At 63.1% G+C, this 20,706-nt stretch carries 22 protein-coding genes; 10 read left to right on the plus strand and 12 right to left on the minus strand.

The window, feature by feature from the left end; all coding sequences use genetic code 11:
* The first annotated feature begins 13 nt into the window (after nucleotides 1–13).
* Genes fliM through fliR form a run of 6 tightly spaced genes read left to right on the plus strand, consistent with a single transcriptional unit; the run spans nucleotide 14 to nucleotide 3,947 of the window.
* The gene (fliM, locus tag BLP96_RS06690) at nucleotides 14–1,060 is read left to right on the plus strand and encodes a flagellar motor switch protein FliM (RefSeq protein ID WP_089684385.1); all 1,047 of its coding nucleotides are present in this window, start codon (nucleotides 14–16) and stop codon (nucleotides 1,058–1,060) included.
* Nucleotides 1,053–1,640 (plus strand): flagellar motor switch protein FliN, encoded by a 588-nt coding sequence (gene fliN, locus BLP96_RS06695; protein WP_089684386.1) that lies wholly within the window; start codon nucleotides 1,053–1,055, stop codon nucleotides 1,638–1,640. The genes fliM and fliN overlap by 8 nt, the downstream gene beginning before the upstream one ends.
* On the plus strand, nucleotides 1,637–2,077 hold the full coding sequence (gene fliO / locus BLP96_RS06700) for a flagellar biosynthetic protein FliO (RefSeq protein ID WP_089684388.1): 441 nt from the start codon (nucleotides 1,637–1,639) through the stop codon (nucleotides 2,075–2,077). Before fliN ends, fliO begins: the two co-directional genes overlap by 4 nt.
* A complete protein-coding gene (gene fliP, locus BLP96_RS06705; protein WP_089684389.1) occupies nucleotides 2,077–2,823 on the plus strand; it encodes a flagellar type III secretion system pore protein FliP in 747 nt (248 codons plus the stop codon). The genes fliO and fliP overlap by 1 nt, the downstream gene beginning before the upstream one ends.
* A gap of 46 nt (nucleotides 2,824–2,869) precedes the next feature.
* Nucleotides 2,870–3,139 carry a flagellar biosynthesis protein FliQ gene (gene fliQ, locus BLP96_RS06710; protein ID WP_089684391.1) on the plus strand — a complete coding sequence of 90 codons (270 nt, stop codon included), beginning with the start codon at nucleotides 2,870–2,872 and terminating at the stop codon, nucleotides 3,137–3,139.
* A 7-nt stretch (nucleotides 3,140–3,146) separates the two neighbouring features.
* The gene (gene fliR, locus BLP96_RS06715) at nucleotides 3,147–3,947 is read left to right on the plus strand and encodes a flagellar biosynthetic protein FliR (RefSeq protein WP_089684393.1); all 801 of its coding nucleotides are present in this window, start codon (nucleotides 3,147–3,149) and stop codon (nucleotides 3,945–3,947) included.
* A gap of 91 nt (nucleotides 3,948–4,038) precedes the next feature.
* Here the strand turns inward: fliR and flgL are convergent, their stop codons facing one another.
* The 11 genes from flgL to flgB all read right to left on the minus strand — a co-directional run bounded on the left by flgL (nucleotide 4,039) and on the right by flgB (nucleotide 14,839).
* On the minus strand, nucleotides 4,039–5,262 hold the full coding sequence (gene flgL / locus BLP96_RS06720; RefSeq protein WP_089684396.1) for a flagellar hook-associated protein FlgL: 1,224 nt from the start codon (nucleotides 5,260–5,262) through the stop codon (nucleotides 4,039–4,041).
* A 21-nt stretch (nucleotides 5,263–5,283) separates the two neighbouring features.
* On the minus strand, nucleotides 5,284–7,206 hold the full coding sequence (gene flgK, locus BLP96_RS06725) for a flagellar hook-associated protein FlgK (RefSeq protein ID WP_089684398.1): 1,923 nt from the start codon (nucleotides 7,204–7,206) through the stop codon (nucleotides 5,284–5,286).
* Between the two features lie 102 nt (nucleotides 7,207–7,308).
* Nucleotides 7,309–8,430, minus strand: a complete 1,122-nt coding sequence (gene flgJ / locus BLP96_RS06730; RefSeq protein ID WP_089684400.1) for a flagellar assembly peptidoglycan hydrolase FlgJ — start codon at nucleotides 8,428–8,430, stop codon at nucleotides 7,309–7,311.
* Nucleotides 8,430–9,521 carry a flagellar basal body P-ring protein FlgI gene (locus BLP96_RS06735; protein WP_281182598.1) on the minus strand — a complete coding sequence of 364 codons (1,092 nt, stop codon included), beginning with the start codon at nucleotides 9,519–9,521 and terminating at the stop codon, nucleotides 8,430–8,432. Before BLP96_RS06735 ends, flgJ begins: the two co-directional genes overlap by 1 nt.
* Nucleotides 9,522–9,601: 80 nt before the next feature.
* Nucleotides 9,602–10,225 (minus strand): flagellar basal body L-ring protein FlgH, encoded by a 624-nt coding sequence (locus tag BLP96_RS06740; RefSeq protein WP_089684692.1) that lies wholly within the window; start codon nucleotides 10,223–10,225, stop codon nucleotides 9,602–9,604.
* A 90-nt stretch (nucleotides 10,226–10,315) separates the two neighbouring features.
* Complete coding sequence (flgG, locus tag BLP96_RS06745; RefSeq protein WP_089684403.1) at nucleotides 10,316–11,098, minus strand: flagellar basal-body rod protein FlgG; 783 nt, start codon at nucleotides 11,096–11,098, stop codon at nucleotides 10,316–10,318.
* Nucleotides 11,099–11,125: 27 nt separating this feature from the next.
* Entirely contained in the window at nucleotides 11,126–11,881 is a 756-nt protein-coding gene (locus BLP96_RS06750) for a flagellar basal body rod protein FlgF (protein ID WP_089684405.1), read from the minus strand.
* A gap of 26 nt (nucleotides 11,882–11,907) precedes the next feature.
* Nucleotides 11,908–13,194, minus strand: coding sequence for a flagellar hook protein FlgE (gene flgE / locus BLP96_RS06755; RefSeq protein ID WP_089684407.1), 1,287 nt, complete (start codon nucleotides 13,192–13,194; stop codon nucleotides 11,908–11,910).
* Nucleotides 13,195–13,260: 66 nt separating this feature from the next.
* On the minus strand, nucleotides 13,261–13,971 hold the full coding sequence (gene flgD, locus BLP96_RS06760) for a flagellar hook assembly protein FlgD (protein WP_089684409.1): 711 nt from the start codon (nucleotides 13,969–13,971) through the stop codon (nucleotides 13,261–13,263).
* Between the two features lie 5 nt (nucleotides 13,972–13,976).
* Nucleotides 13,977–14,384 (minus strand): flagellar basal body rod protein FlgC, encoded by a 408-nt coding sequence (gene flgC / locus BLP96_RS06765; protein ID WP_089684411.1) that lies wholly within the window; start codon nucleotides 14,382–14,384, stop codon nucleotides 13,977–13,979.
* Nucleotides 14,385–14,425: 41 nt separating this feature from the next.
* On the minus strand, nucleotides 14,426–14,839 hold the full coding sequence (flgB, locus tag BLP96_RS06770) for a flagellar basal body rod protein FlgB (protein WP_089684413.1): 414 nt from the start codon (nucleotides 14,837–14,839) through the stop codon (nucleotides 14,426–14,428).
* 246 nt (nucleotides 14,840–15,085) lie between these two features.
* On the opposite strand from flgB, the gene flgA reads away from it, so the two are divergent.
* From flgA to BLP96_RS06785, 3 genes are all read left to right on the plus strand, one after another.
* A complete protein-coding gene (gene flgA, locus BLP96_RS06775) occupies nucleotides 15,086–15,724 on the plus strand; it encodes a flagellar basal body P-ring formation chaperone FlgA (protein ID WP_245682184.1) in 639 nt (212 codons plus the stop codon).
* Between the two features lie 123 nt (nucleotides 15,725–15,847).
* Nucleotides 15,848–16,138 carry a flagellar biosynthesis anti-sigma factor FlgM gene (gene flgM / locus BLP96_RS06780; RefSeq protein WP_089684418.1) on the plus strand — a complete coding sequence of 97 codons (291 nt, stop codon included), beginning with the start codon at nucleotides 15,848–15,850 and terminating at the stop codon, nucleotides 16,136–16,138.
* Complete coding sequence (locus tag BLP96_RS06785) at nucleotides 16,135–16,590, plus strand: flagella synthesis protein FlgN (protein WP_089684420.1); 456 nt, start codon at nucleotides 16,135–16,137, stop codon at nucleotides 16,588–16,590. Before flgM ends, BLP96_RS06785 begins: the two co-directional genes overlap by 4 nt.
* A gap of 117 nt (nucleotides 16,591–16,707) precedes the next feature.
* Here the strand turns inward: BLP96_RS06785 and BLP96_RS06790 are convergent, their stop codons facing one another.
* Nucleotides 16,708–18,738 (minus strand): diguanylate cyclase, encoded by a 2,031-nt coding sequence (locus BLP96_RS06790; protein WP_245682185.1) that lies wholly within the window; start codon nucleotides 18,736–18,738, stop codon nucleotides 16,708–16,710.
* 241 nt (nucleotides 18,739–18,979) lie between these two features.
* Between BLP96_RS06790 and BLP96_RS06795 the strand changes: the two genes are divergently transcribed.
* Nucleotides 18,980–20,695 (plus strand): GGDEF and EAL domain-containing protein, encoded by a 1,716-nt coding sequence (locus BLP96_RS06795; protein WP_089684422.1) that lies wholly within the window; start codon nucleotides 18,980–18,982, stop codon nucleotides 20,693–20,695.
* Nucleotides 20,696–20,706 lie beyond the last annotated feature (11 nt).

Below are 20,706 nucleotides of genomic sequence, written 5' to 3' on the forward strand. Positions count from 1 at the left end.
CTGGCCGACAACCATGTCCCAAGACGACCTGCTGTCACAGGAAGAGATCGACGCGCTGCTCAAGGGCGTGAGCGGTGATGAGGAGTCCACCTCGCACGGCGACGGTGACTCGCGCGTGCGCCCCTACGACCCGGCCACCCAGCATCGAATCATTCGCGAGCGCCTGCAGGCACTCGACATCATCAACGAGCGTTTCGCACGGCATTTCCGCATGGGTCTGTTCAACCTGCTGCGGCGCAGTGCCGACATCACCGTGGACAGCGTGCGGTACCAGAGCTACAGCGATTTTTCGCGCAACGTGCCGGTACCCACCAACATCAACATCATCGCCATGAAACCGCTGCGCGGTTCGGCGCTGATCGTGTTTCCGCCCAACCTGGTCTTCATGGTGGTGGACAACCTGTTCGGCGGTGACGGCCGGTTCCTCACCAAATCCGAGGGGCGCGAGTTCACCAATACCGAACAGCGCATCATCCAGCGGCTGCTTTCGCTGGCCATCGACGCCTACTCCGAGTCGTGGAAATCGGTCTATCCGCTGGAGATCAGCTATCTGCGCAGCGAGATGCAGTCGAAGTTCGCCAACATCACCAACTCGCCCAACGAGATCGTGGTGAACACGAGCTTCAACATCGAGGTGGGCAATCTGACCAGCAGTTTCCAGATCTGCATCCCCTACTCGATGATCGAACCGCTGCGCGATCTGCTGGCCAACCCGCTGAGCGACGGCAGCCAGAACCAGGACGGCACCTGGACCCAGCGCATGGCAGGCGAGCTTCGCCACTCGGAGGTGGAGCTGGTGGCCAATTTCGCCACCATCTCCAGCCGCATCGCTCACGTGATGGCTCTCAAGGTGGGCGACGTCCTGCCTTTCGAGCTTCCCGAAACCGTGACGGCCAATGTGGATGGCGTGCCCGTGATGGAATGCGAATACGGCAGCCAACACGAGCAGCGTGCCTTGCGCGTCCTCCGCATCATCGACCATGGAGCGCAGCACGCCTCATCACCCGACGACTTCATCAAGGGCACTGCGCCGCAAGCCAAGGACTCCAAGCATGACTGATCCCAAGAAACCCGATCAGAACGTCTCCGACGATGACTGGGCGGCCGCCATGTCCGAGCAGGGAGACGCTGACACGCCCGCCGAGGACGACCCCTGGGCGGAAGCCATGGCCGAACAGCGCGCCGCCGAAGGCTCGGACGGCGACACCGCCAGCGGAGATGAGGCAGACCCCTGGGCAGAAGCCCTCGCCGAACAGGAATCGGCGGAAGCCGCTGCCCAGGATACCCCTGCCGAGGAGGCTCAGCCCAAGGCGCCCGCGCAGTCCGCTGGCGACCAGGTGTTCCGCCCCCTGGACAAGGGCGCCGACAGCACGGCCCCCCGCGACCTGGAAATGATCATGGACATCCCGGTTCAGCTCACCGTGGAGCTGGGCCGCACCAAGCTGACCATCAAGCAGTTGCTGGAGCTGGCCCAGGGGTCGGTCGTCGAGCTGGACGGCTTGGCCGGGGAGCCCATGGACATCCTCATCAACGGCTATCTGATCGCCCAGGGTGAGGTGGTGGTGGTCGATGACAAGTACGGCATCCGCATCACCGAAATCATCACGCCTTCCGAACGCGTTCAGAAACTCAATCGATGAGCGATACCCCGGCAACCGAGGCGTCGGCAAGCGGCCTCGACGCCCTGGCCTCCAGCGGCGACAGCCTGGTCGGCATGGCCACCCTGGGCAAGACCGCGGCTGCCCTGGCGCTGGTCATCGCCATCATACTGGTATGCACGGCTCTGCTGCGCCGCTGGGGCGGTCACTCCCGGGGCATCGGCCGTCATCTACGCGTGGTGGCCAGCACCACCCTGGGTGGACGAGAACGGCTGGTGATCGTCGAAATCGAGGACACCTGGCTGGTACTCGGCGTGGGCGGCGGTCAGGTCACCAAGCTGCACGAAATGCCGGTGCCGGCTTCGGGCACTACCAAGCCAGCCGCCTCTGACACCGACGATTCGCGCTTCGCCACCCGTTTTGCCCGCGCACTGCGTCACAATACCGGCCTAGGGGGCAGTGGCCGGAGGGAGTCGTGATGCGCGCCCTGGCAATCGTGGCGCTTGGCGCCCTGCTGTCGCTCGCCGTTGGCAACGCCGCCCTGGCTCAGGAGATCCCGGGCATCGTCAGCCAACCGCTGGAAGATGGTGGCCAGCAGTGGTCGCTCTCTCTGCAAACACTGCTGCTGCTCAGCTCGCTGGCCTTTCTGCCGGCGGTCGTGCTGATGATGACCAGCTTCACGCGTATCATCATCGTCTTCAGCCTGCTGCGCACCGCCATGGGCACTCAGGCGACACCCCCCAATCAGGTGCTGTTGGGCCTGGCGCTGTTTCTCACCCTGTTCATCATGTCGCCAGTGATCGGTAACGTCTATGAAACGGCCTGGGTGCCACTCTCCAACGAAGAGATCAACTTCGAACAGTTCCTGGCTCGCGCTCAGATACCGGTACGGGAATTCATGCTCGCCCAGACCCGAGAGCCCGATATCGCCCTGTTTGCCCGTCTCGGCGAAGTGGGCACCCTGCAAGGACCGGAAGACGTGCCCTTTCACATTCTGGTACCGGCCTTCGTCACCAGCGAGTTGAAAACCGCCTTCCAGATCGGCTTCACCATCTTCATTCCTTTCCTGATCATCGATCTGGTCGTGGCCAGTACCTTGATGGCGCTGGGGATGATGATGGTACCGCCGGTGACCATCTCGCTGCCCTTCAAGCTGATGCTGTTCGTGCTCGTGGACGGCTGGCAGCTGATCGTGGGCTCATTGGCTGAGAGTTTCTACCTATGACGACGTTCACCCCCCTCCGTCGGACCGGCGGAAAGGAGTCAAGCCGATGACCCCCGAAATGGTCATGGGAATTGCCTACAAGGGCATGCGCACGGCACTCTTCCTCGGTGGGCCGCTGCTGCTCACGGCTCTGCTGACGGGTTTGATCGTCAGCCTGTTCCAGGCTGCCACCCAGATCAACGAGATGACGCTCTCCTTCATTCCCAAGATCCTGGCGGTGTTCGTGGTCCTGGTGCTCACCGGTCCGTGGCTGCTGCAGATCATCACCGACTTCACGCGGGAGCTTTTCACCAACATCCCCAGCATGCTGCAGTGATTCGCCCATGGTAGAGGTGACCTTCGCCCAGCTTCAGGGCTGGCTCGTTGCCTTCTTCTGGCCTTTCGTGCGAATTCTCGCCTTCTTTGGCGCCTCTCCACTGTGGGGCCACTCCAGCGTACCTCGCCAGGTGAAGCTGGGCCTGGCCTTCATGATCACCGTGGTGATCGCTCCCGTTCTTCCTCCCATGCCCGATGTCCCGATGGTTTCCTGGGCCAGCTTCGGACTGATGATCGAGCAGTTGATCATCGGTATCGCCATGGGGCTGGTCATGCGCGTCACCTTCGCTGTCGTGCAGGCCGCTGGCGAGTTCATCGGCATGCAGATGGGCCTGGCCTTCGCGACCTTCTTCGACTCCGGCAGCGGCACCAATTCTGCGGTACTGTCACGCATTTTCTACATGATCACGCTGTTGATGTTCCTGGCCATGAACGGCCACCTGATGGTGCTCGAGACCCTGGTTGCCAGCTTCGAGGGGTTGCCGATCGGCGTCGGCCGTTTCGACCCTGCCGCCTTTGAGCTGCTGGTACGTTACGGCGGCACCATCTTCGTCACCGGCATGTCGATGGCACTCCCCCTCATGGGGTCGCTGCTGATCATCAAGCTGGCCCTGGGCATTCTCAACCGCTCCGCGCCGCAGCTCACGATATTCACGATCGGCTTCCCCATGACGCTGCTGGCCGGTCTGGTACTGATGATGGTGCTGATGACCAACCTCGCCAGTTTCCTGGAACGCCTTTTCAGTACCGGTTTGGCCTTCCTTCACCAGATGATCGAGAGTCTGGCTCCACTGCCTCCCGTCACCTGATCGAGAAACGAAAAAACCGCCCTGGCAAACCGGGGCGGGACAAGGGCCATGGCACAAGGCCATGACCGGCAGGGAAGCGTAGGGAAGGAAGTTACAGGTAGTCGAACAGCGACATGCCCTTGATGTCCACGAAGGCCTTCTGGGCAGCCTGCAGGCCGACCTGGCGCAAGCTGTACTCGGAGACGGCTTCGCCATAGTCGAGATCCACGAGATCGGAAAGCGTCTGCTCGTAGTTGAGCGTACGATTGCTACCGACCGAATCGACCACATCCAGCTCGTTCAGTCGCGCACCCATGGAAGCGCGCACCGTCAGCACGTTGTCGAGGCTGTTATCGAGCTCGCGCATCGACGTGCTCAGGCTATTCTTCAGTTCGGCGACCTCCGCATCGGTAGTGGCCGGGCTTTCCAGTACCGACAGTGCACGCTCGAAGGTTCGGAACAGATTAGTGTTCATCTGGTCGGCGGCACCCACGCGAATCTCGTCCCCGTTACCCGGCTCGCCGTCCAGGTTGACGCGCAGCCCATCGAAGCTGATCGCCATTCCCGGCGTATAGTCTTCCCCGTCATGATTCGTCAGAGGCGTGCCGCTGCTGTCCTGCACGGTATAGGTCGCCGGGTCGGTGCTATCGTTGAAGCTGATGGTGTAGGCCTCCCCCGCCACCAGCTCGTCGGCATCGACGACCTGCAGCTTGCTGAAGGTCACATTACCCGTATTGCCACCATCGGCTTCGGCAACATGGGTGGCACCGCTGGGCACGCTGCGAAATATCGTGTCGCCATTGTTGGAGACGGGCATCTTTCGAGACGCATCGATGCGCTGCTCGCGATCGTTGCTGTCCCCGGTGTAGACGATACCGCCAGCAGCGTCATCCTGAACGAAGGGGGGGCTGCTGTCCTGATAGCCGCCGAACAGATAGCGACCGTTGCCGTCGGTGGCATTGGCCTGGCCGATCACGGTTTCGTAGATTCCCCGCAGCTCGGACGCCACTGACTCGCGGTCGGCATCGCTGAGCGTATCGCTGGACGCCTGAACCAGCAGCGACTTGGCGCTGGTGATGGCATCGCTGACGCTATTGAGCACGCTTTCGCCCTGAGCCAGCGAATTGCGCGCCGATACCCGGGAATCGGCGAACTGCTCGGTGATCGACATGGCCTGCGACACCCCCACCGCCCGCGATGCATCCTGAGGGTCGTCGGAGGGGTTGACCACCCGACGACCGCTGGCGATCTGCTGACCGACCTTGAGGAAGTCGCTCTGCTGGCGATTCATGGACGCAACGCTCTGCTCGTACATGGTGACGCTGCTGACTCGCATGGTGATGACTCCCTTTCAGACTCAGTTGCGCAGACCGAGGATGGTATCGAACACCGTGGAGGCGGTATCGATGACGCGGGCATTGGCTTGATAGAACTGCTGGTAGCGAATCAGGTTGGCCGCCTCCTCGTCGAGGTTGACGCCGGACTCCGACTGCTGCACCGCGCGCAGCTGGTCGGTCAGCCCCTGCCGAGCATCGAGATTGACCTGAACGATGTTGGTACGGTTGCCCACGTCGCTGACCATGCCAGCGTATGCCTGACTCAGCGAAGCGTTGCCGGCGACGAGCGCCTCATCCTGCAGATCCTGCATCGCCAGGGCATTGGTGTTGTCGCCGGATCCGGCCGCCGCACGCTGAATGTCGAGCGTGGAGGTTTCCCCAGCTGCGGGCAGTTCGGAGACGACGAACTCGATGCCATCCAAGGTCACGGTATCACCGGCATTCAAGGTGTCCGTCGCAGGATCGAACGCTTCGCCATTGCGCAGTACCGGCTCATTGGGATCCACCGAAAGCGTGCCGTCACCTTCCAGCTCGAGCTCGTATGCCGTTTGGCTGGAGAAGGCCCCGTCCAGTGCACGCGTACCCGATACGGCCATGTCGCCATCGGTTGCCACCAGGCTACCCGCCGCGATCTTGTCGAGATCGGCGATTCGCGTCTCCATGTCCGCCGCGGCCTGACGCACGGGCTGCACCTCGAAACGGTTGCCCTCCTCCAGCGCCATGCTGTCGTTGAAGGTCAGCGTCATGCCGCCGAAGCTCAGCGTGTTGCTGGCCGCGTCGAAAGCCTCTGGATCGAGATTCAGCGCTTCGCCGTTGTCCTTGCGGATGACCGTGAAGCCGGTGGCATCGGTGGGGCCGTCCCCTGTCACGCGAATCTCGTAGTCGCTGGCACGCAGCTCATCGATGTTCTGCGCATCGAAAGCGGTCGCGGTCACTTCGGCGGTGCCCGTGTTTCTTTCGTCGGTATAGGCGCGGGGCTGGCCGATGGCGAAGAAGTCTTCACCCTGATCGCCGTCGAGATCCTGACCCAGGCGATGCTGCTCGTTGAAGCCAACGGCCATGGAGACGGCCATCTGCCCGATCTGGTTCTGGGTCTTGTCCAGGGTTTCGCTACGGAAGGTCATCAGGCCGCCGAGGCTGCCGCCGGAGACGGTTCCCTCTGACAGGGGCTGCAACGTGCCGCCGGAATCGCGATATCCCAGGATGGTGCGCTGCGGGTCACTCGGAGACTCCAGGGTTTCCAGCGGCTTGCTGTCGGTACCGGAGACCAGCGGCTGACCGTTGGGCAAGCTGATATTGTAGCTCTTGCCATCCTGGATGTTGAGCCGCACGTCCATGCGCTCGCTGAGTTCGTTGACCAGCTGGTCCCGCTGATTCAGCAGACTGTTCGGCGCCTCGCCCTGACGCGCCCGAGCCAGGGCGATCTCACGATTGAGTCCGGCGATCTGCTCGGTGGTGTTGTTGATCTGAGTGACTTCGTCCGCGATCTGACCATTGATGCCTTCCTGCATGTCCTGCAGGTAGCCGTCGAAGGAACGGAACTGAGCGCTCAGCGTATCGGCACTGCCGAGCACGCCCTGCCGCGAGGCGGGATCGGAAGGCGCGCTGGCCAGATCCTCGAGGGCCGAGAAGAAGTCCTGCATCAAGGGGGCCAGGCCGGCGTCCCGGTCGGCCAGCAGATTGTCGATCTGGCTGACCTGATTCTCGTAGGTCTCGAGCGCGCTGGACTGACTGGTAGCAGCATTGAGCTGCGAGGCCACGTACTGATTGAACTGGCGCTGAATGTCGCTGACGTTGACGCCACCGTCGCCACTTCCCTGTTCGAGAATCGTCAGCTCGCGATTGTAACCGGGAGTATTGACGTTGCTGATGTTGTTGCTGGTCGTCTTCAGGGCGTTCTGAGCGGCGTTTAGGCCGCTCAGGCCGATGGAGAACATGCTCATGGTCTCGATTCCTTTGCCAATGTCCCTGGTATCGGCGGCGATAGCGGCAACTTTAGGCCCGCCACTGAAAATTCATCCTGAAAAGCACTCCGTGAAGGGCTATCACGGCGTACCGCGATACAGCGACTGGGCCAGGCTCAGATCGTTGCCGTTGCCGGTACCGGCGTCGGCCAGAGCGGTGCCCGCCGCATCACGCAGTTGCCCCATGATGGCGACCAGCTTGTCGGCGTAGGCCGGGTCCGTGGCATAACCGCTGGACTGCAGCGCACGCGCCGCCTGCTCCGGGCTGCCGGCCTGGGTCACGGACGCATAGCGCGGATTGTCACCGATCAGCCCCGCATAGTCGGTGAAGGCCTCTTCGAAGGAATCGTAGACCCGGAAAGCGTCAGTCACCCGGGTGCGCCGACCGTCGACATACTCATGGGTGGTGATCTCGGTGGTCTGACCGTTCCAGCTCGACCCTGCCTTGATACCGAACAGATTGTGGCTGTTGCCACCGCTGGCAGTGGGGATCTCATGGCGTCCCCAGCCGGTTTCGAGAGCTGCCTGGGCGAGAATCAGCTCGGCCGGTACGCCGGTACGCCGGCTGGCCACCTGAGCCGGTTCGACGAGTCGCTCGGTGAAACGCCGCCGGTGATCGTCCGGCTCAGCCGTCGAGGCGGAAGTGGCCGACGGTGCCGATGCCGCTACGGTCGACTCGGTCTGAATCGCATTCATGAATCCGCCACGCTGGGCATCCAGGGCATCGAGAAAGTGCGATGGCGAATCGTCGACAGCCGACGAGCTGGCATCACCCTTGGCTTCCGGCGTCGACGAATCGGGCTGAATGGCGTTTTCCAGCACCCGTGGCGTGCCGCGAGGTATGCCGGCAACGAGCGCGTCGATGTCGGCCCGATCGCCCTCGGCATGAGAGGGAGGCACCAGCCCACGCGACTGAAGCTGTTCGACCAGGTGATCGGCCAGCCCCACGCCACGCTCCGACATCGTCTGCGCCCACTGCTGATCGAGCATCGACTGATAGAACTCGGTCTGCTTGCTGGACGTCAGATCCGAAGAGGGCACCGCATCACGCATGCTCTTGACCATCATCTGCAGGAACATCGCCTCGAACTGCTTGGCGGCCTCCTGCAGTCCGGCTCCGGCATCCTGCTTCGCCGTGTGCTTGAGCCGCTGCAGCCCCTGCATGTCGAGGGCGAACTGGCCGCTGGTGTTCTGAATGCTCATCAGATGATCTCCAGCTCGGCCCGCAGGGAACCCGACGCCTTGAGCGCCTCGAGAATGGCCATCAGATCCTGCGGCGTGGCCCCCAGCGCATTGAGCGCATTGACGACCTCGGTGAGTTCCGCACCTTCCACGACGCGAAGATAGGCGTCCTGCTCCTGGATCTCGATATCGGCATCCGGAACGACCACGGTTTCGCCCTCACCCAACGGCGCCGGCTGACTGACCCCGTACTGGGTGTCGATGATGATGGAAAGGTTGCCGTGGGCGACCGCCGCGCGACGCAGCGTGACACGGCTGTTCAGAACTACCGACCCCGTCCGTGAATTGAATACCACCTTGGCGGGCGCATCCGTCGGCGTCACGTCGATCTGCTCGACCCGGGCCATGAAATTGACGCGTGAGTTGGCATTCAGCGGGCCATCCAGCGCAATGACCCCGCCGTTGCGGGCTGCTGCCACGGGACGTCCAAATTCCTGGTTGATGGCGCTGACCACGCGCTGCGCGGTTCCGAAATCGGCCTCGTCGAGCTGAAGCTCGATGAGGCCGTTCTCGCCTCCCAGGTTCACCGGGACCTCCTGCTCGACCATGGCGCCGCCCGCGATACGGCCACCGGCCTGCTGATTGACTTGCACGCTGCTGCCCGCCGCTTCGGCACCGGCACCGGCCACCAACAGATTACCCTGGGCAATGGCGTAGGTATCGCCGTCCGCCCCCTTGAGCGGCGTCATCAACAGCGTCCCGCCACGCAAGCTGCGCGCATTGCCGACCGACGACACGTTCACATCGAGTCGCTGGCCCGGCTGCGCAAAGGGCGGCAGATCCGCGGTCACCATCACAGCTGCCACGTTGCGCAGTTGCATGTTGGTGCCTTCCGGCACGGTAATGCCCAGTTGGGAGAGCATGTTGGTCAGACTCTGCCCGGTGAAGGGCGCCTGCATGGTCTGGTCGCCACTGCCGTCGAGACCGACCACCAGGCCATAGCCGACCAGAACGTTGTCGCGCACGCCAGCGAAGCTGGCCAGTTCGCGAATGCGCTCGGCACTGGCCGGCAAGGCTACCGAGCCGACCAGCAGCAGCACGGCGAACCTCATCAGCCAGCGACGCAGCCGCTCGGGGCATCCAGCAAGAGTGAAGGAAGTCGTCATGGGGTTGCCTCGGTAGCCTGAAACCATCAGAACGGTGACACGTTGAGGAAGAAACGCTGCAGCCAGCCCATATGCTGGGCTTCACTGATGTAGCCGTCGCCCACGTACTCGATGCGCGCATCGGCCACGCTGGTGGAGGGCACCGTATTCTGCCCGGTGATGGAGCGCGGATTGACCACACCCGAGAAGCGAATGAACTCGACCCCCTGATTGATGGCGATCTGCTTCTCGCCCCGCACGCGCAGATTGCCGTTGTGCATCACCTCGAGGACCGACACGGTGATCGTGCCCGTGAAGGTGTTGTTGGCCTGAGAGCCGCCGCCACCGCTGAAGTCGCTCTCTCCCGATATGTCGAAGCCGTATTCGGCCAGCGTATCGAGAGCATCGGGCAACTGCTCGAATTCCAGAGAGGAAGAGCCATCGCGATCCGCGTTCGAGCGCGAGTTTTTGCTGGCGCTGACCTCTTCGTCGAGCACGATGGTGAGGATGTCACCGATCTGCCGCGGTCGCCGATCCTCGAACAGCGGCTGATAGCCGCGCTGGGGCTGGTAGATCGACCCGTTGGCCTTGCGGGGCGGCGGCTCGTTCATGGCCAGCTTCTCCTGCTCGCCGACGATGGAAGCGCGCGGAATCTGCGCGCAGCCGGCCATGACGAGCACGCCAAGTGCCAAGCCAGCGATGATCGGGCGCCTCAACGCAGGGAACCACTGAGATTTCACGCAATTCTCCAGGCTAGGGCCTTACAGCTGTGCCAGGCGGGCCAGCATCTCATCGCTGGTCTGCACCGCCTTGCTGTTGATTTCGTAGGCACGCTGGGTCTGGATCATGCTGACCATCTCCTCCACCACGTTGACGTTGGAGGTTTCCACGTAACGTTGAGACAGCCGCCCCGCGCCATTCATGCCCGGCATGGTCTCGTTGCGCGGCCCCGAGGATGTCGTCTCGACGTAGAGGTTGCCGCCGATGCTCTCGAGCCCGGTCGGGTTGACGAAGGTGGAAACGGTGATCTGCCCGACTTCCTGGCTCTGGTTATCGCCCGGCTGGCGGACGGACACCACGCCATCTTCGCCCACCGAAATGGAAAGGGCATTTTCGGGAATGATGATGGCCGGCTCCAGCGGATAGCCGTTGGCGTTGACCATCTGGCCGTTCTCGTTGAGCTGGAAGCTGCCATCGCGAGTGTAGGCGGTGGAGCCGTCCGGCATCAGCACCTGGAAGAAGCCATTGCCGTTGATGGCCAGGTCGCGAGAATTGCCGGTGTTCTCCAGCCCGCCCTGGGTGTGCAGACGCTCGGTGGCCACCGGGCGCACGCCGGTCCCGACCTGCATGCCGGAAGGCAGGCGGTTCTGCACGTCGTTCTGGGCACCCGGCTGACGCAGGTTCTGATAGAGCAGATCCTCGAAAACGGCACGCGAACGCTTGAAGCCGTTGGTGCTAACGTTGGCCAGGTTGTTGGAGATGACATCGAGCTTGACCTGCTGGGATTCCAGGCCGGTCTTGGCAGTCCAGAGTGACTTGATCATGTATTCGGTTCCTCGTGCGTGGGCCGATCAGCCCTGTACTGACAGCAGCCCGTTGGCGCGCTGGGCGTTCTCGTCGGCGGTGCTGACCACTTTCATCTGCATCTCGTAGCGGCGGGCGACGTCCAGCATGGAGACCATGGCCTCCACGGCGCTGACGTTGCTGCCTTCCAGCGAGCCGCTGGCCACGCGGGCCTCCTCGTCAGCCGGAAGCGGGGCAGCATCGCCTTGTGCGTTGGGTGGCGCCCGGAACAGGCCATCGTCACCGCGCACCAACCCCTCTTCGGGCGTGACGAGCTTGAGCCGGCCCACGTCGACCAAGGCATCGGGGTCTTCGCCAGCGCCGATGGCGCTCAGGGTACCGTCGGCACCCACCGACACGCTGGAACCCAGCGGCACGATGATCGGTCCATTCGCCCCGATCACCGGACGACCGTTGATCGTCACCACGCCATCGCCATCGACTTGCAAATCGCCACGCCGCGTGTAGGCCTCGGTGCCATCATCGGCCTGTACCGACAACCAGCCATTGCCTTCCGGGGCCACGTCGAGGTCACGGCCGGTGCGCGTGATGGGGCCCTGGGAATAGTCGGTACCCGGCGTGCTGGCCACCACCGACGTTCGGGTGGCGTGCGCCGCCTCGCCCTGTACGGGCACCGCGCGCATGGCATGCAGTTGCGCGCGAAACCCCGCCGTGGAGACGTTGGAGAGGTTGTGGCTGACCACCGCCTGCTGGTCCATGCTCTGCTTGGCACCGCTCATGGCAGTATAGAGAATGCGATCCATGGCTCGGGCTCCGTCTCAGCGTGGGCTTAACGCAGGTTGATGGCGGTCTGCAGGAGCTCGTCCTGGGTCTTGATGGTCTGGGAGTTGGCCTGGTAGGCGCGCTGGGCCACGATCATGTCGACCAGCTCGCGGGCCATGTCCACGTTGGACGTCTCGACCGCACCGGACACCACGTTGCCGAATACCCCGGTCCCCGGCTCGCCGACCAGCTCGGGGCCGGACTCGGCGCTAGCCGTCCAGGCATTGTCGCCGGCCGGCACCAGGCCCTCCTCGTTGCGGAAGTTGACCAGCGCGATCTGCCCGGCCGGGCGCGACTCCTCGTTGGAGTAGTTGCGCATGATGGTGCCATCGTCCTCGATGGAGATGCCCACCATGGTGCCGGAGGTGTAGCCGTTTTGGCTCAGATCACCGGTATTGGAAGTGTTACCGAACTGGGAAGAACCGGCGAGATTGAGGCCGAAATCCAGCTGGGCAGGTTCACCATTGAGCGGTGTCGTACCACTACTGGCGAAGGTCATTGCCAAGTCTTCGGTGGCAATTTCATCGCCTGCAGTAGCACCATGAGCGCTATAGACCTGCTCGATGGAACCATTGGTGTCAAACTCAACGCTGAAGTCGTTCGCGCTATTATAGTAACCATCCATGGCAACACTACCGTTCCAGGTATTGGCACCGACCTTTTCATAGTAGACGGTTATGTTGCGTGGATTACCCAGGGAGTCGTAAACGGTGAAATTGTTGGAGTAGTGGTAATCAATCGGCTGTTGGGTATTCTCTGGATCCGAAGCATCCGTAAATACTTGGGATTCGCTGAGGCCTTCACCAGGCTGCTCGCGGGAATCCAGATTGAGAGTCATCGACGCATCGGTCGTGGCGCTGGCCGCCAGCTCTTCCGCCGAGACGTTGAGCGGCTCGGGCTGGCCACCGGCCTGCACTTCGCCGGCCGCATTGAGCCCGTAACCCATGATCTGAGCGCCCTGGGCGTTGATCAGATCGCCTTCGGCGGTCATGGAGAGCTGGCCGTTGCGTGAATAGAGCACTTCGCCGCCTTCACCCTGGAAGCGGAAGAAGCCCTGCCCGGAAATGGCCAGGTCGAGGTTGCGGTTGGTGGACTCCACGTTGCCTTCGTTGAAGTTCTGCAGTACCGAGGAAACCTGGGTACCCAGGCCGATCCGCGAGTTGGCGAACACGTCGGCGAACTGCACGTTGGAGCCCTTGAAGCCCACCGTCTGCGAATTGGAGATGTTGTTGCCGATCGCTCCCAGCTTGTCTTTCTGGGCATTCAGACCGCTCAATGCTTGGGAAAAGCTCATTTTTCGTTCCTCTGCCTACCGGCTGACGGGTGCCGCTTGCGCGGTTCTATTGGTATGGGGTGCGTATCAAAGAATCTGCTTGACTTGGTCGAGGCTCACCTGGCCATAGACGGCGCCCAGGTCGAGCCGCACACCGCCATCGTCGTCGGTCGGCGTGACGCCACCGACGACGGCGTAGTTGAGGGTTTCGGAATCGAGGGTGTCGTCGCCGCGGGTCGCCTCGACCTTGACGGTGTAGGCACCGGAGGCGGCGTCGGCACCTTCGCTGGTCTTGCCGTCCCAGGAGAAGGATTCGACGCCGGCGCTGACCGAGCCGATGTCATAGCGGTTGACCACCTGGCCATCGCTGCCGGTGATGGTCACGCGCACGTTCTCGGCATTCTGGCCCAGCTCTATGCCGAAGGGCGTGGTGTGCAGGGAGCCGTCGTCACCCTTCTCGAGCAGTACGCGATCGCCGGGCACCATCACGCCCTGGCCGATCAGGCCGGAAGCCTGAAGCGCGCGGTTCTCATCCAGCTGGCTAGTGATGCCCGCCAGCGTCTCGTTGAGATCCTCGATGCCGCTGACGGTATTGATCTGCGCCAGCTGCGAGGTCATCTCGTTGTTCTCGAGGGGGTTGAGAGGATCCTGGTTCTGCAGCTGAGTGATCAACAGCGTCATGAAATTGTCGCGCAGATCGCCCGACCCGCTGGCGCCCAGGCCGCTACTGCTGTCCGAACCCGAGCTACCGCCTGCGTTCAAGGCATTGAGCACGCCGGAATCGATGGTCGTGGACATGGCGATCAGCCCTCCCCGAGCGTGAGTGTCTTCATCATCATCTGCTTGCTGGTGTTCATGACTTCGACGTTGGCCTGGTAGGAGCGCGACGCCGAGATCATGTTGACCATCTCGTGAACGGGCTCGACGTTGGGCATGGTCACGTAGCCCTCGTCGTTCGCCAGCGGGTGTTCTGGGCGATACTCCTGGCGCATGGGCGAGGGGTCTTCGACCACCTCGCGAACCCCTACGCCGCCGATGCCCTGGCGACCCTGCATGCGCGACTCGAAGAGCACCTGCTTGGCGCGATACGCCTCGCCATCGGGGCCGGCAACGCTGTCGGCATTGGCGAGGTTGCTGGCGGTCACGTTCATGCGCTGCGACTGGGCACTCATCGCCGAGCCGGAGATATCGAAAGCGGAAAACATCGTCATGGCGACTCTCTCTTCATGCTCACTGCGTGGTCAGCAACCGATCACTCGGGCTGCATGGCACCCTTCAACCCCTGGATGCGGCGGTTCATGAGGGTCAGCGCCGCCTGATAGCGAACGGCGTTGTCGGCGAAGGCGGTGCGTTCGCGATCCATGTCGACGGTATTGCCATCCAGGCTCGGTTGGTCGGGTACCCGATAGAGCAAGTCGCGATTACCCGGCGGCATGCCCTGCCCTTCGAGGTGGCGTGGCGAAGTGCGCGCCAACGAAAGGCCGCCGGCATTGCGCTCGCCCTGCGCCACCGCCTTCTTGAGCTCGCCGGCGAAGTCCATGTCGCGCGCCTTGTAGTTCGGCGTATCGGCATTGGCGATGTTGCTGGCCAACACCTTGTGGCGCTCCTGGCGCAAGCCCAGGGCTTGCTGATGATAGTTAAAGGCGGCTTCGAGCTGGTCGATCATGCCGGCGCTCCCTGTGTTCGCATCGGTCGAGAACGAATACGCAACTTTCTGAGGGTGCAGAATAGCCAGGCTGACGTCACATCAATGGCATGAACAGACGACGATTCCACGGGCATTTCCGCTGATTTGCCTTTCGGGCGCGGGCTAGAATGCGCTTCAGGTATCCATGACACCGTTTCGGGCTTCGCCATGTCGCGTTTCGCGCACCAACGTCACCTTCTCGGTCTTGCTCTGAGCCTTTGGCTGTTGCCCACCCCTCTGCTGGCCTCAGCGGATGGTCGGTTGATCGAGGCCGTGCAGGGCTTTCTCTACGACGAGGCGAAAACGCTGGGCGATGAGATCGTGGTGGAGGTGTACCCGCCTTCCGCCCGGCTGCCGGCCTGCGAAGCACCGGAACCTTTTCTGCCGCGCAGCGGAGAGAAGATGATGGGTCGCGTCTCGGTGGGCGTTCGCTGCGGTGAGGACGGACGCCAGGTTCGCTACTTGCAGGCGGAAATCGGCGTCATCGGCTCCTACCCGGTGCTGGCATCCGATATCGATGTGGGAACCACGTTAGCCACCGAACACCTCGAGGCCCGCCGTGGCAATCTGGCCGAGCTACCACGCCGCACCATCCTCGATTCCGAGGAACTGGTCGGCAAGATGACGACACGGCCATTGCGTGCCGGTGAGGCACTGCAAGAGCATCAGGTACGCGAACGCCCTCTGGTCGAGCGCAACCAGCGCGTCACCGTCGTAGCCCGCGGCAACGCCTTTCGGGTATCGCGCGAAGGCCGCGCCCTCGAGCCCGGCGCGATGGGAGACGAGGTCCGCGTGCGTTTCGGCTCGCGGGAGACGCTCACCGCCGTCGTGAGCGGCGAAGCCACGCTGAGCGTGGACTTCTAGAGACGATAGGGACTACGCTGGGAGCCTGATGGGCTGCTTGGGCGACAAATCGCTCGGGTTGCCCTAAAGTTTCGATCGCCAAGGCCGATAGCAGGGAAAAGCACCGGTCACGAGGCCCATACCGTGAAGATCAACAGTCAGAATCCCTTGGCTCGCCCAGCGTCGACGGCGCCACGAGAAGAGTCGCAGCCAGCCAGGGGCGCCGAACGCACCAGCCACAGCGATGCCGGCCCGGCCGCACAGACGCACTTGCGCCAGGCAGCAACGGACACCTCGCACGATATCGATGCCGCTCGCGTCGATGAGATCCGTGAGGCCATCCGCGAGGGCCGCCTGGAAATTCGCGCCGACCGCATCGCCGACGCGCTGATCGAGACTCTGCAACAGACGACCGGCAACGAAGGCAACGAATGAGCACCAGCCTGGCCAAGCTACTACAGGAGCAGCGACACCGCCTGGACGCCCTGATCGAACTGCTCGAGCGGGAGCGACTCCTGCTGGCCGACGCCGAGATCGACGGCCAGACACTTGCCGATATCGCCCAGCAGAAGCGGGAACGCCTGGAAGCGCTCGAGGCCACCGAAACGCTGCGCCAGCGCATACAGAAGCGGCTGGGCTACGCTGCCGGCTCCGTCGGCGCTCGCGATGCAACACAGGATGCCGGCTGTCTGGCCGCCTGGGAACAAACGCTGGAACGTACCCGCGAGGCCGAACGCCTGAACGGCACGAACGGCCAGCTAATACAGTTGCGCATGAGCCAGAACCAGCGGCTGCTCGACTTCATCCACGATGCCGCTGAAAAGACGCTGTACGGCGCCAGCGGCCAGGTCGGCGCTCAATCGGGACGTCTCAACACTTCGGTCTAGCAGACGACCGAGCCTGACGCCGGACTACTGCGAAATCCGCATTCCTCGCTACGCGCGATCGCATCGAACGGACTGCAAGGCCTTGCCCGAAAGCTGCTGACTGCGCTCACCCAGCACTCAGCGAAACAGCGCATCTACGTCCTCTTGCATGTCACCCGGGGAACTCCCCCCCGTTGCGCTGACCACTACGGCGTTGCGTCCCTTCGCCTTGGCCCGATAACCGGCGTCATCGGCACGCGCCAGGACCGCCTCGATAGTGGCATCCTGCTCGTGCAGGGCAGCAAGCCCCGCGCTGAGGGTGACGCGATACGTTCTGGCTCCTTGTTTCACCTCTACCTCCGAGACTGCCTGGCGCAGTGACGCTGCGATACGCACTGCCTGCTTCAGCGTACAGCTCGGCAACAGCACGGCGAACTCATCGCCGCCCTGGCGAGCCACATGATCGCTGCGCCGAACCTCCCAGGCCACCACCTGGGCAACCCGGCGCAGCATCTCGTCGCCCAGGGCATGGCCGCCTTCATCGTTGATCGGCTTGAAATGATCGAGGTCGAACAGGATCAACACCGAAGGGGTGCCGGTCTTGGTGCATTCCGCCAGGGCTTCTTCCAAACGCCGCTCGAAACCGCGCCGATTGAGCAGCCCGGTCAGTGGATCGTGCTCGGCCTCCCAACGCTGCAACGCCTCCTGCTGGCGTCGCTCGGTAATGTCCTTGGCCATGCCGACGAACCCCAGGGGCTGGCCATTGCCACGTACCTGGGAGGCATGCACTTCGAGCCACAGAGTGCCTTCGCGATCATCGAGGTAGCGCAACTGACGCATGAAGTCGCTGCCGGTGTGCAGGGTATGCCGCCACAAATCCTGGGTGCCGACGCGATCATCGGGGTGAATGCGTTGCCACCAGTCGCTGGCAAGCGGGGTCTCGCTCAACCCCAGCAGTTCGCGCAGCGCGGGATTCATGTAGGTCAGGCGACCATCGAGGTCGGCGACGAACATGCCCACCGGCGTGGATGCCAGCACGGCATCGAGAAAGGCTTCGCGATCGCGTAGATCGGTCAGAGCCGCGAGGCGTTCGCCCTCGAGACGGTTGAAGGTATCGGCGACCTGGCGCAGTTCGTCCATCTGCGTGGCCAGCTCGAGGTAGCGACGCTGACCGGACCCGACTTGAGCGATCTGCGCTTCCAGATGATGCAGCGGGGTCAGCAATCGCCTCACCAGCCAGCCAATGCTGACCAGCAGCAGCAACGCCACGCCCAGCCAAACCCACCACAGCTTGCGCAGGAAATCGCCCAGCGGCGCATAGACCTGAGAGTCCGGCAGGGTGACCCCCACCACCCAGTTTGCCGGCCAGATCTGGCGGAACGCCACCAGGGCCGATGCTCTCCCCGAGCCTTCAACGACGACCTCCCCCTGCCAGCCATCGAGTGCCATCGACAGCTGAGGCGACGCCCGCCACTCGGTCGCATCCTCCGCCGAGTCACCGACAGAAGCGGGAAACAACCGTTCGCCCGAGGCCGTGAAGACCCCTACATTGCCGCCTTCACCTAGCCGAATGGACTCGAGCCCACGAAACAGCCTGCTGCGCTCGAGATTGACCATGCCTCCGACCATACCCAAGAACTCGCCGTGTTCATCCAGACGCGGCACCAGCATCAGCACCATCGATTCACCGCTGGCCCGGCCCACGAAAGGTTCGCTGACATAGGGAAATCGGGTGTGGCGCACCATGGGAAAGTATTCGGTATTCCGGGTTTCGAGGCCGACGCGCCCCTCGACGACCGGCCAGTCGGCGATCACCGTACCCTGGCGGTCGGTCACCATGATGCCTTCGAACCAGGCCAACAGCGCCTGGCCATCCCGAAGCCTTTCGCCCAGCTCCTCCGCTGGCGCTTCGTTCAACTGCTCGGCGAGTCGGATCAGCGCATCCTGGCGCTGAGTCACCTCATCGTTCAACCCTTCGGCCACCAGTCGCGCCTCGTAGCGCAGGTGGGAGAGGTTCGTCTCGTTGACGAGATCCTTGCCGAACAGCCAGGCCAGCGCCAGCAGCAACCCGACGATCACCAGCCAGGTAGCCGCCAGCCCGAGCAGCAAGCGCCCCTGCAACGAGCAGAACGCGCGGCTCAACGTGATGAAACGAATCGGCGCTGGCAAACCCAGTCCTCTTTACCGGGCGACATCCACACGGACATCGCGATGAGGGGCGAAACTTGCGACTCACACGGAGATCCAAGTCTTCGGTATCGGCAAGTTGCCAGACAACTTGAATCAAGCATTCATTACACCACTTTCGAGACTCGCCCCCTCAAGTCGAGTTCGCAGCGGACGATAGTCTATTCAATCGTTGCCTGGCCGATGGCCACGCGACCCGACTACTGTGAAGCGATGCCCCACGATGAGCCATCACCACCCCCAAGAACGCATTCGTTCGCTATCCGGGCACCCCGCCCGACTGATTCAGCATGCGTTCGACCAGAGCCACAACGGCATGGTGATCACCGATGCCACAGGCCACATCGTGCTGGCCAACGAAGCGTTCTGTCGAATCGCTGGCTGCGAACGCCGGGAAGCCACCGGCTGGCCCATCGAACACTTCTTCGCCTCGTTGCGCACGCCGATGCCCATGAGTCTGGACGACGCCATGCCCCACGCCTGGCAGCAGGAAGTGCTGTGCCGGCATGCCGATGGCGAATCGCACCCGGTCCTCATGACGGTGGACGCTCTGCCTTCCACCCACGACCAGGCAACGCACTTCCTGCGCACTTTCGTCAACCTGATCACCAGCCACAGCGACAGGCCAAGCACTCACCACTGGGTGCACGTCGACCCCACGACGGGCTTGCCCAACTGGCTGCTGCTACGCGACCGGCTTAGCCACGCCCTGGCTCACGCCGAACGTACCGACCATGGCCTGGCACTGCTGTTCATCGATGTCGATCGCTTCAAGGCCGTGAACGATGCCGTGGGTCACATCGAGGGAGATCGACTGCTGGGAGACCTGGCCCGACGCATGCAGGGCGCACTGCGCAACCGAGACACGCTGGCCCGTCTGGGGGGTGACGAGTTCGTGATGATCCTCGACGGCTCTGCCGAAGCGGCGCAGATCGTCGCCGAACGCCTTCAGGAAGCGCTCGAACCACCATTCGCCGTGGAAAACGGCCAGCTGCTGCTGACCGTTTCCATCGGCATCGCCCTCTTTCCGTTCGATGCCGAAGACGAAGAAGGTCTGATCAACGGTGCCCAAGGCGCCATGCTCACCGCCCGCCAGAAGGGCCCCGGACGCCTGGCCTTCGTGGATCATCGGCTGACTGCCCAGCTCAAGGAAAAATTCCGCCTGGAGTGTCAGCTCAGTGAGGCAGCGCACGCTCCCGAGAAGCATTTTGCGGTGCACTATCAGCCCGAGTTCGACCCGCGCAGCGGAGCCTGCATCGGCCTGGAGGCGAGGCTTTATTGGCACCAGCCGCATCATGGCTGGCGCTCACCGGAGACCTTTCGCGACGCCGCCAACCGGCTAGGCCTCGGCGTGCGGCTCGATCGCTGGGCGCTGCTGAAGACGATCGACGACCATCACCGCTGGCAAGCCGATGCTTCTCCGCTCGGAATGCTGACCATCACCCTGCCGCTGTCGGAAAGCCACCTGGCGCACAACACCTTCGACGGTCGTCCTCTGGACCGCTTCCTTCGTCAACACCATCCCGACCCCTTGACGTGGCTGACGCTGGCGATTCCCAGCCAATGCCTGGGACTGAAGCTGGAAGATGCCGCTCATCTGCTCAAGCGACTGGTCACGCTCGGTGTACGACTGACCGTGGACGATCTCGGGGATGGCGCCTTCGATCTGGCCCGCCTGGCGCGCTTGCCACTGCATCGGGCACGTTTCCGGGCCAGCCTGGCCAGAGAATCGCAACGCTCACTGGCCGCAGCGCTATGCCGCCTGCTCGAGGCCCTGGCGATCGAGCCAGGGGTGACGCACGTCGATACCCTGGAGGACGCCCTGGCCATCGAAGCCCTGTCGTTGCCCCGTGTCCAGGGTGAGCATTACGGCTTGGCAATGTCGACTCAAGCGCTTGACGATTGGCTGGGCACCCAGAACATATCGCCGAGTGCATGAGTTCCGGCACC

This window comes from Billgrantia gudaonensis (assembly GCF_900100195.1).
Lineage (GTDB): Bacteria > Pseudomonadota > Gammaproteobacteria > Pseudomonadales > Halomonadaceae > Halomonas > Halomonas gudaonensis.

What these genes read in the sequence shown, in the direction of transcription:
- fliM (WP_089684385.1), top strand. Translation starts at nt 14, where the DNA reads ATGTCCCAAGACGACCTGCTGTCACAGGAAGAGATCGACGCGCTGCTC.
- fliN (WP_089684386.1), top strand. Translation starts at nt 1,053, where the DNA reads ATGACTGATCCCAAGAAACCCGATCAGAACGTCTCCGACGATGACTGG.
- fliO (WP_089684388.1), top strand. Translation starts at nt 1,637, where the DNA reads ATGAGCGATACCCCGGCAACCGAGGCGTCGGCAAGCGGCCTCGACGCC.
- fliP (WP_089684389.1), top strand. Translation starts at nt 2,077, where the DNA reads ATGCGCGCCCTGGCAATCGTGGCGCTTGGCGCCCTGCTGTCGCTCGCC.
- fliQ (WP_089684391.1), top strand. Translation starts at nt 2,870, where the DNA reads ATGACCCCCGAAATGGTCATGGGAATTGCCTACAAGGGCATGCGCACG.
- fliR (WP_089684393.1), top strand. Translation starts at nt 3,147, where the DNA reads ATGGTAGAGGTGACCTTCGCCCAGCTTCAGGGCTGGCTCGTTGCCTTC.
- flgL (WP_089684396.1), bottom strand. Translation starts at nt 5,262, where the DNA reads ATGCGAGTCAGCAGCGTCACCATGTACGAGCAGAGCGTTGCGTCCATG.
- flgK (WP_089684398.1), bottom strand. Translation starts at nt 7,206, where the DNA reads ATGAGCATGTTCTCCATCGGCCTGAGCGGCCTAAACGCCGCTCAGAAC.
- flgJ (WP_089684400.1), bottom strand. Translation starts at nt 8,430, where the DNA reads ATGAGCATTCAGAACACCAGCGGCCAGTTCGCCCTCGACATGCAGGGG.
- BLP96_RS06735 (WP_281182598.1), bottom strand. Translation starts at nt 9,521, where the DNA reads ATGAGGTTCGCCGTGCTGCTGCTGGTCGGCTCGGTAGCCTTGCCGGCC.
- BLP96_RS06740 (WP_089684692.1), bottom strand. Translation starts at nt 10,225, where the DNA reads ATGGCCGGCTGCGCGCAGATTCCGCGCGCTTCCATCGTCGGCGAGCAG.
- flgG (WP_089684403.1), bottom strand. Translation starts at nt 11,098, where the DNA reads ATGATCAAGTCACTCTGGACTGCCAAGACCGGCCTGGAATCCCAGCAG.
- BLP96_RS06750 (WP_089684405.1), bottom strand. Translation starts at nt 11,881, where the DNA reads ATGGATCGCATTCTCTATACTGCCATGAGCGGTGCCAAGCAGAGCATG.
- flgE (WP_089684407.1), bottom strand. Translation starts at nt 13,194, where the DNA reads ATGAGCTTTTCCCAAGCATTGAGCGGTCTGAATGCCCAGAAAGACAAG.
- flgD (WP_089684409.1), bottom strand. Translation starts at nt 13,971, where the DNA reads ATGTCCACGACCATCGATTCCGGCGTGCTCAATGCCTTGAACGCAGGC.
- flgC (WP_089684411.1), bottom strand. Translation starts at nt 14,384, where the DNA reads ATGACGATGTTTTCCGCTTTCGATATCTCCGGCTCGGCGATGAGTGCC.
- flgB (WP_089684413.1), bottom strand. Translation starts at nt 14,839, where the DNA reads ATGATCGACCAGCTCGAAGCCGCCTTTAACTATCATCAGCAAGCCCTG.
- BLP96_RS06785 (WP_089684420.1), top strand. Translation starts at nt 16,135, where the DNA reads ATGAGCACCAGCCTGGCCAAGCTACTACAGGAGCAGCGACACCGCCTG.
- BLP96_RS06795 (WP_089684422.1), top strand. Translation starts at nt 18,980, where the DNA reads ATGAGCCATCACCACCCCCAAGAACGCATTCGTTCGCTATCCGGGCAC.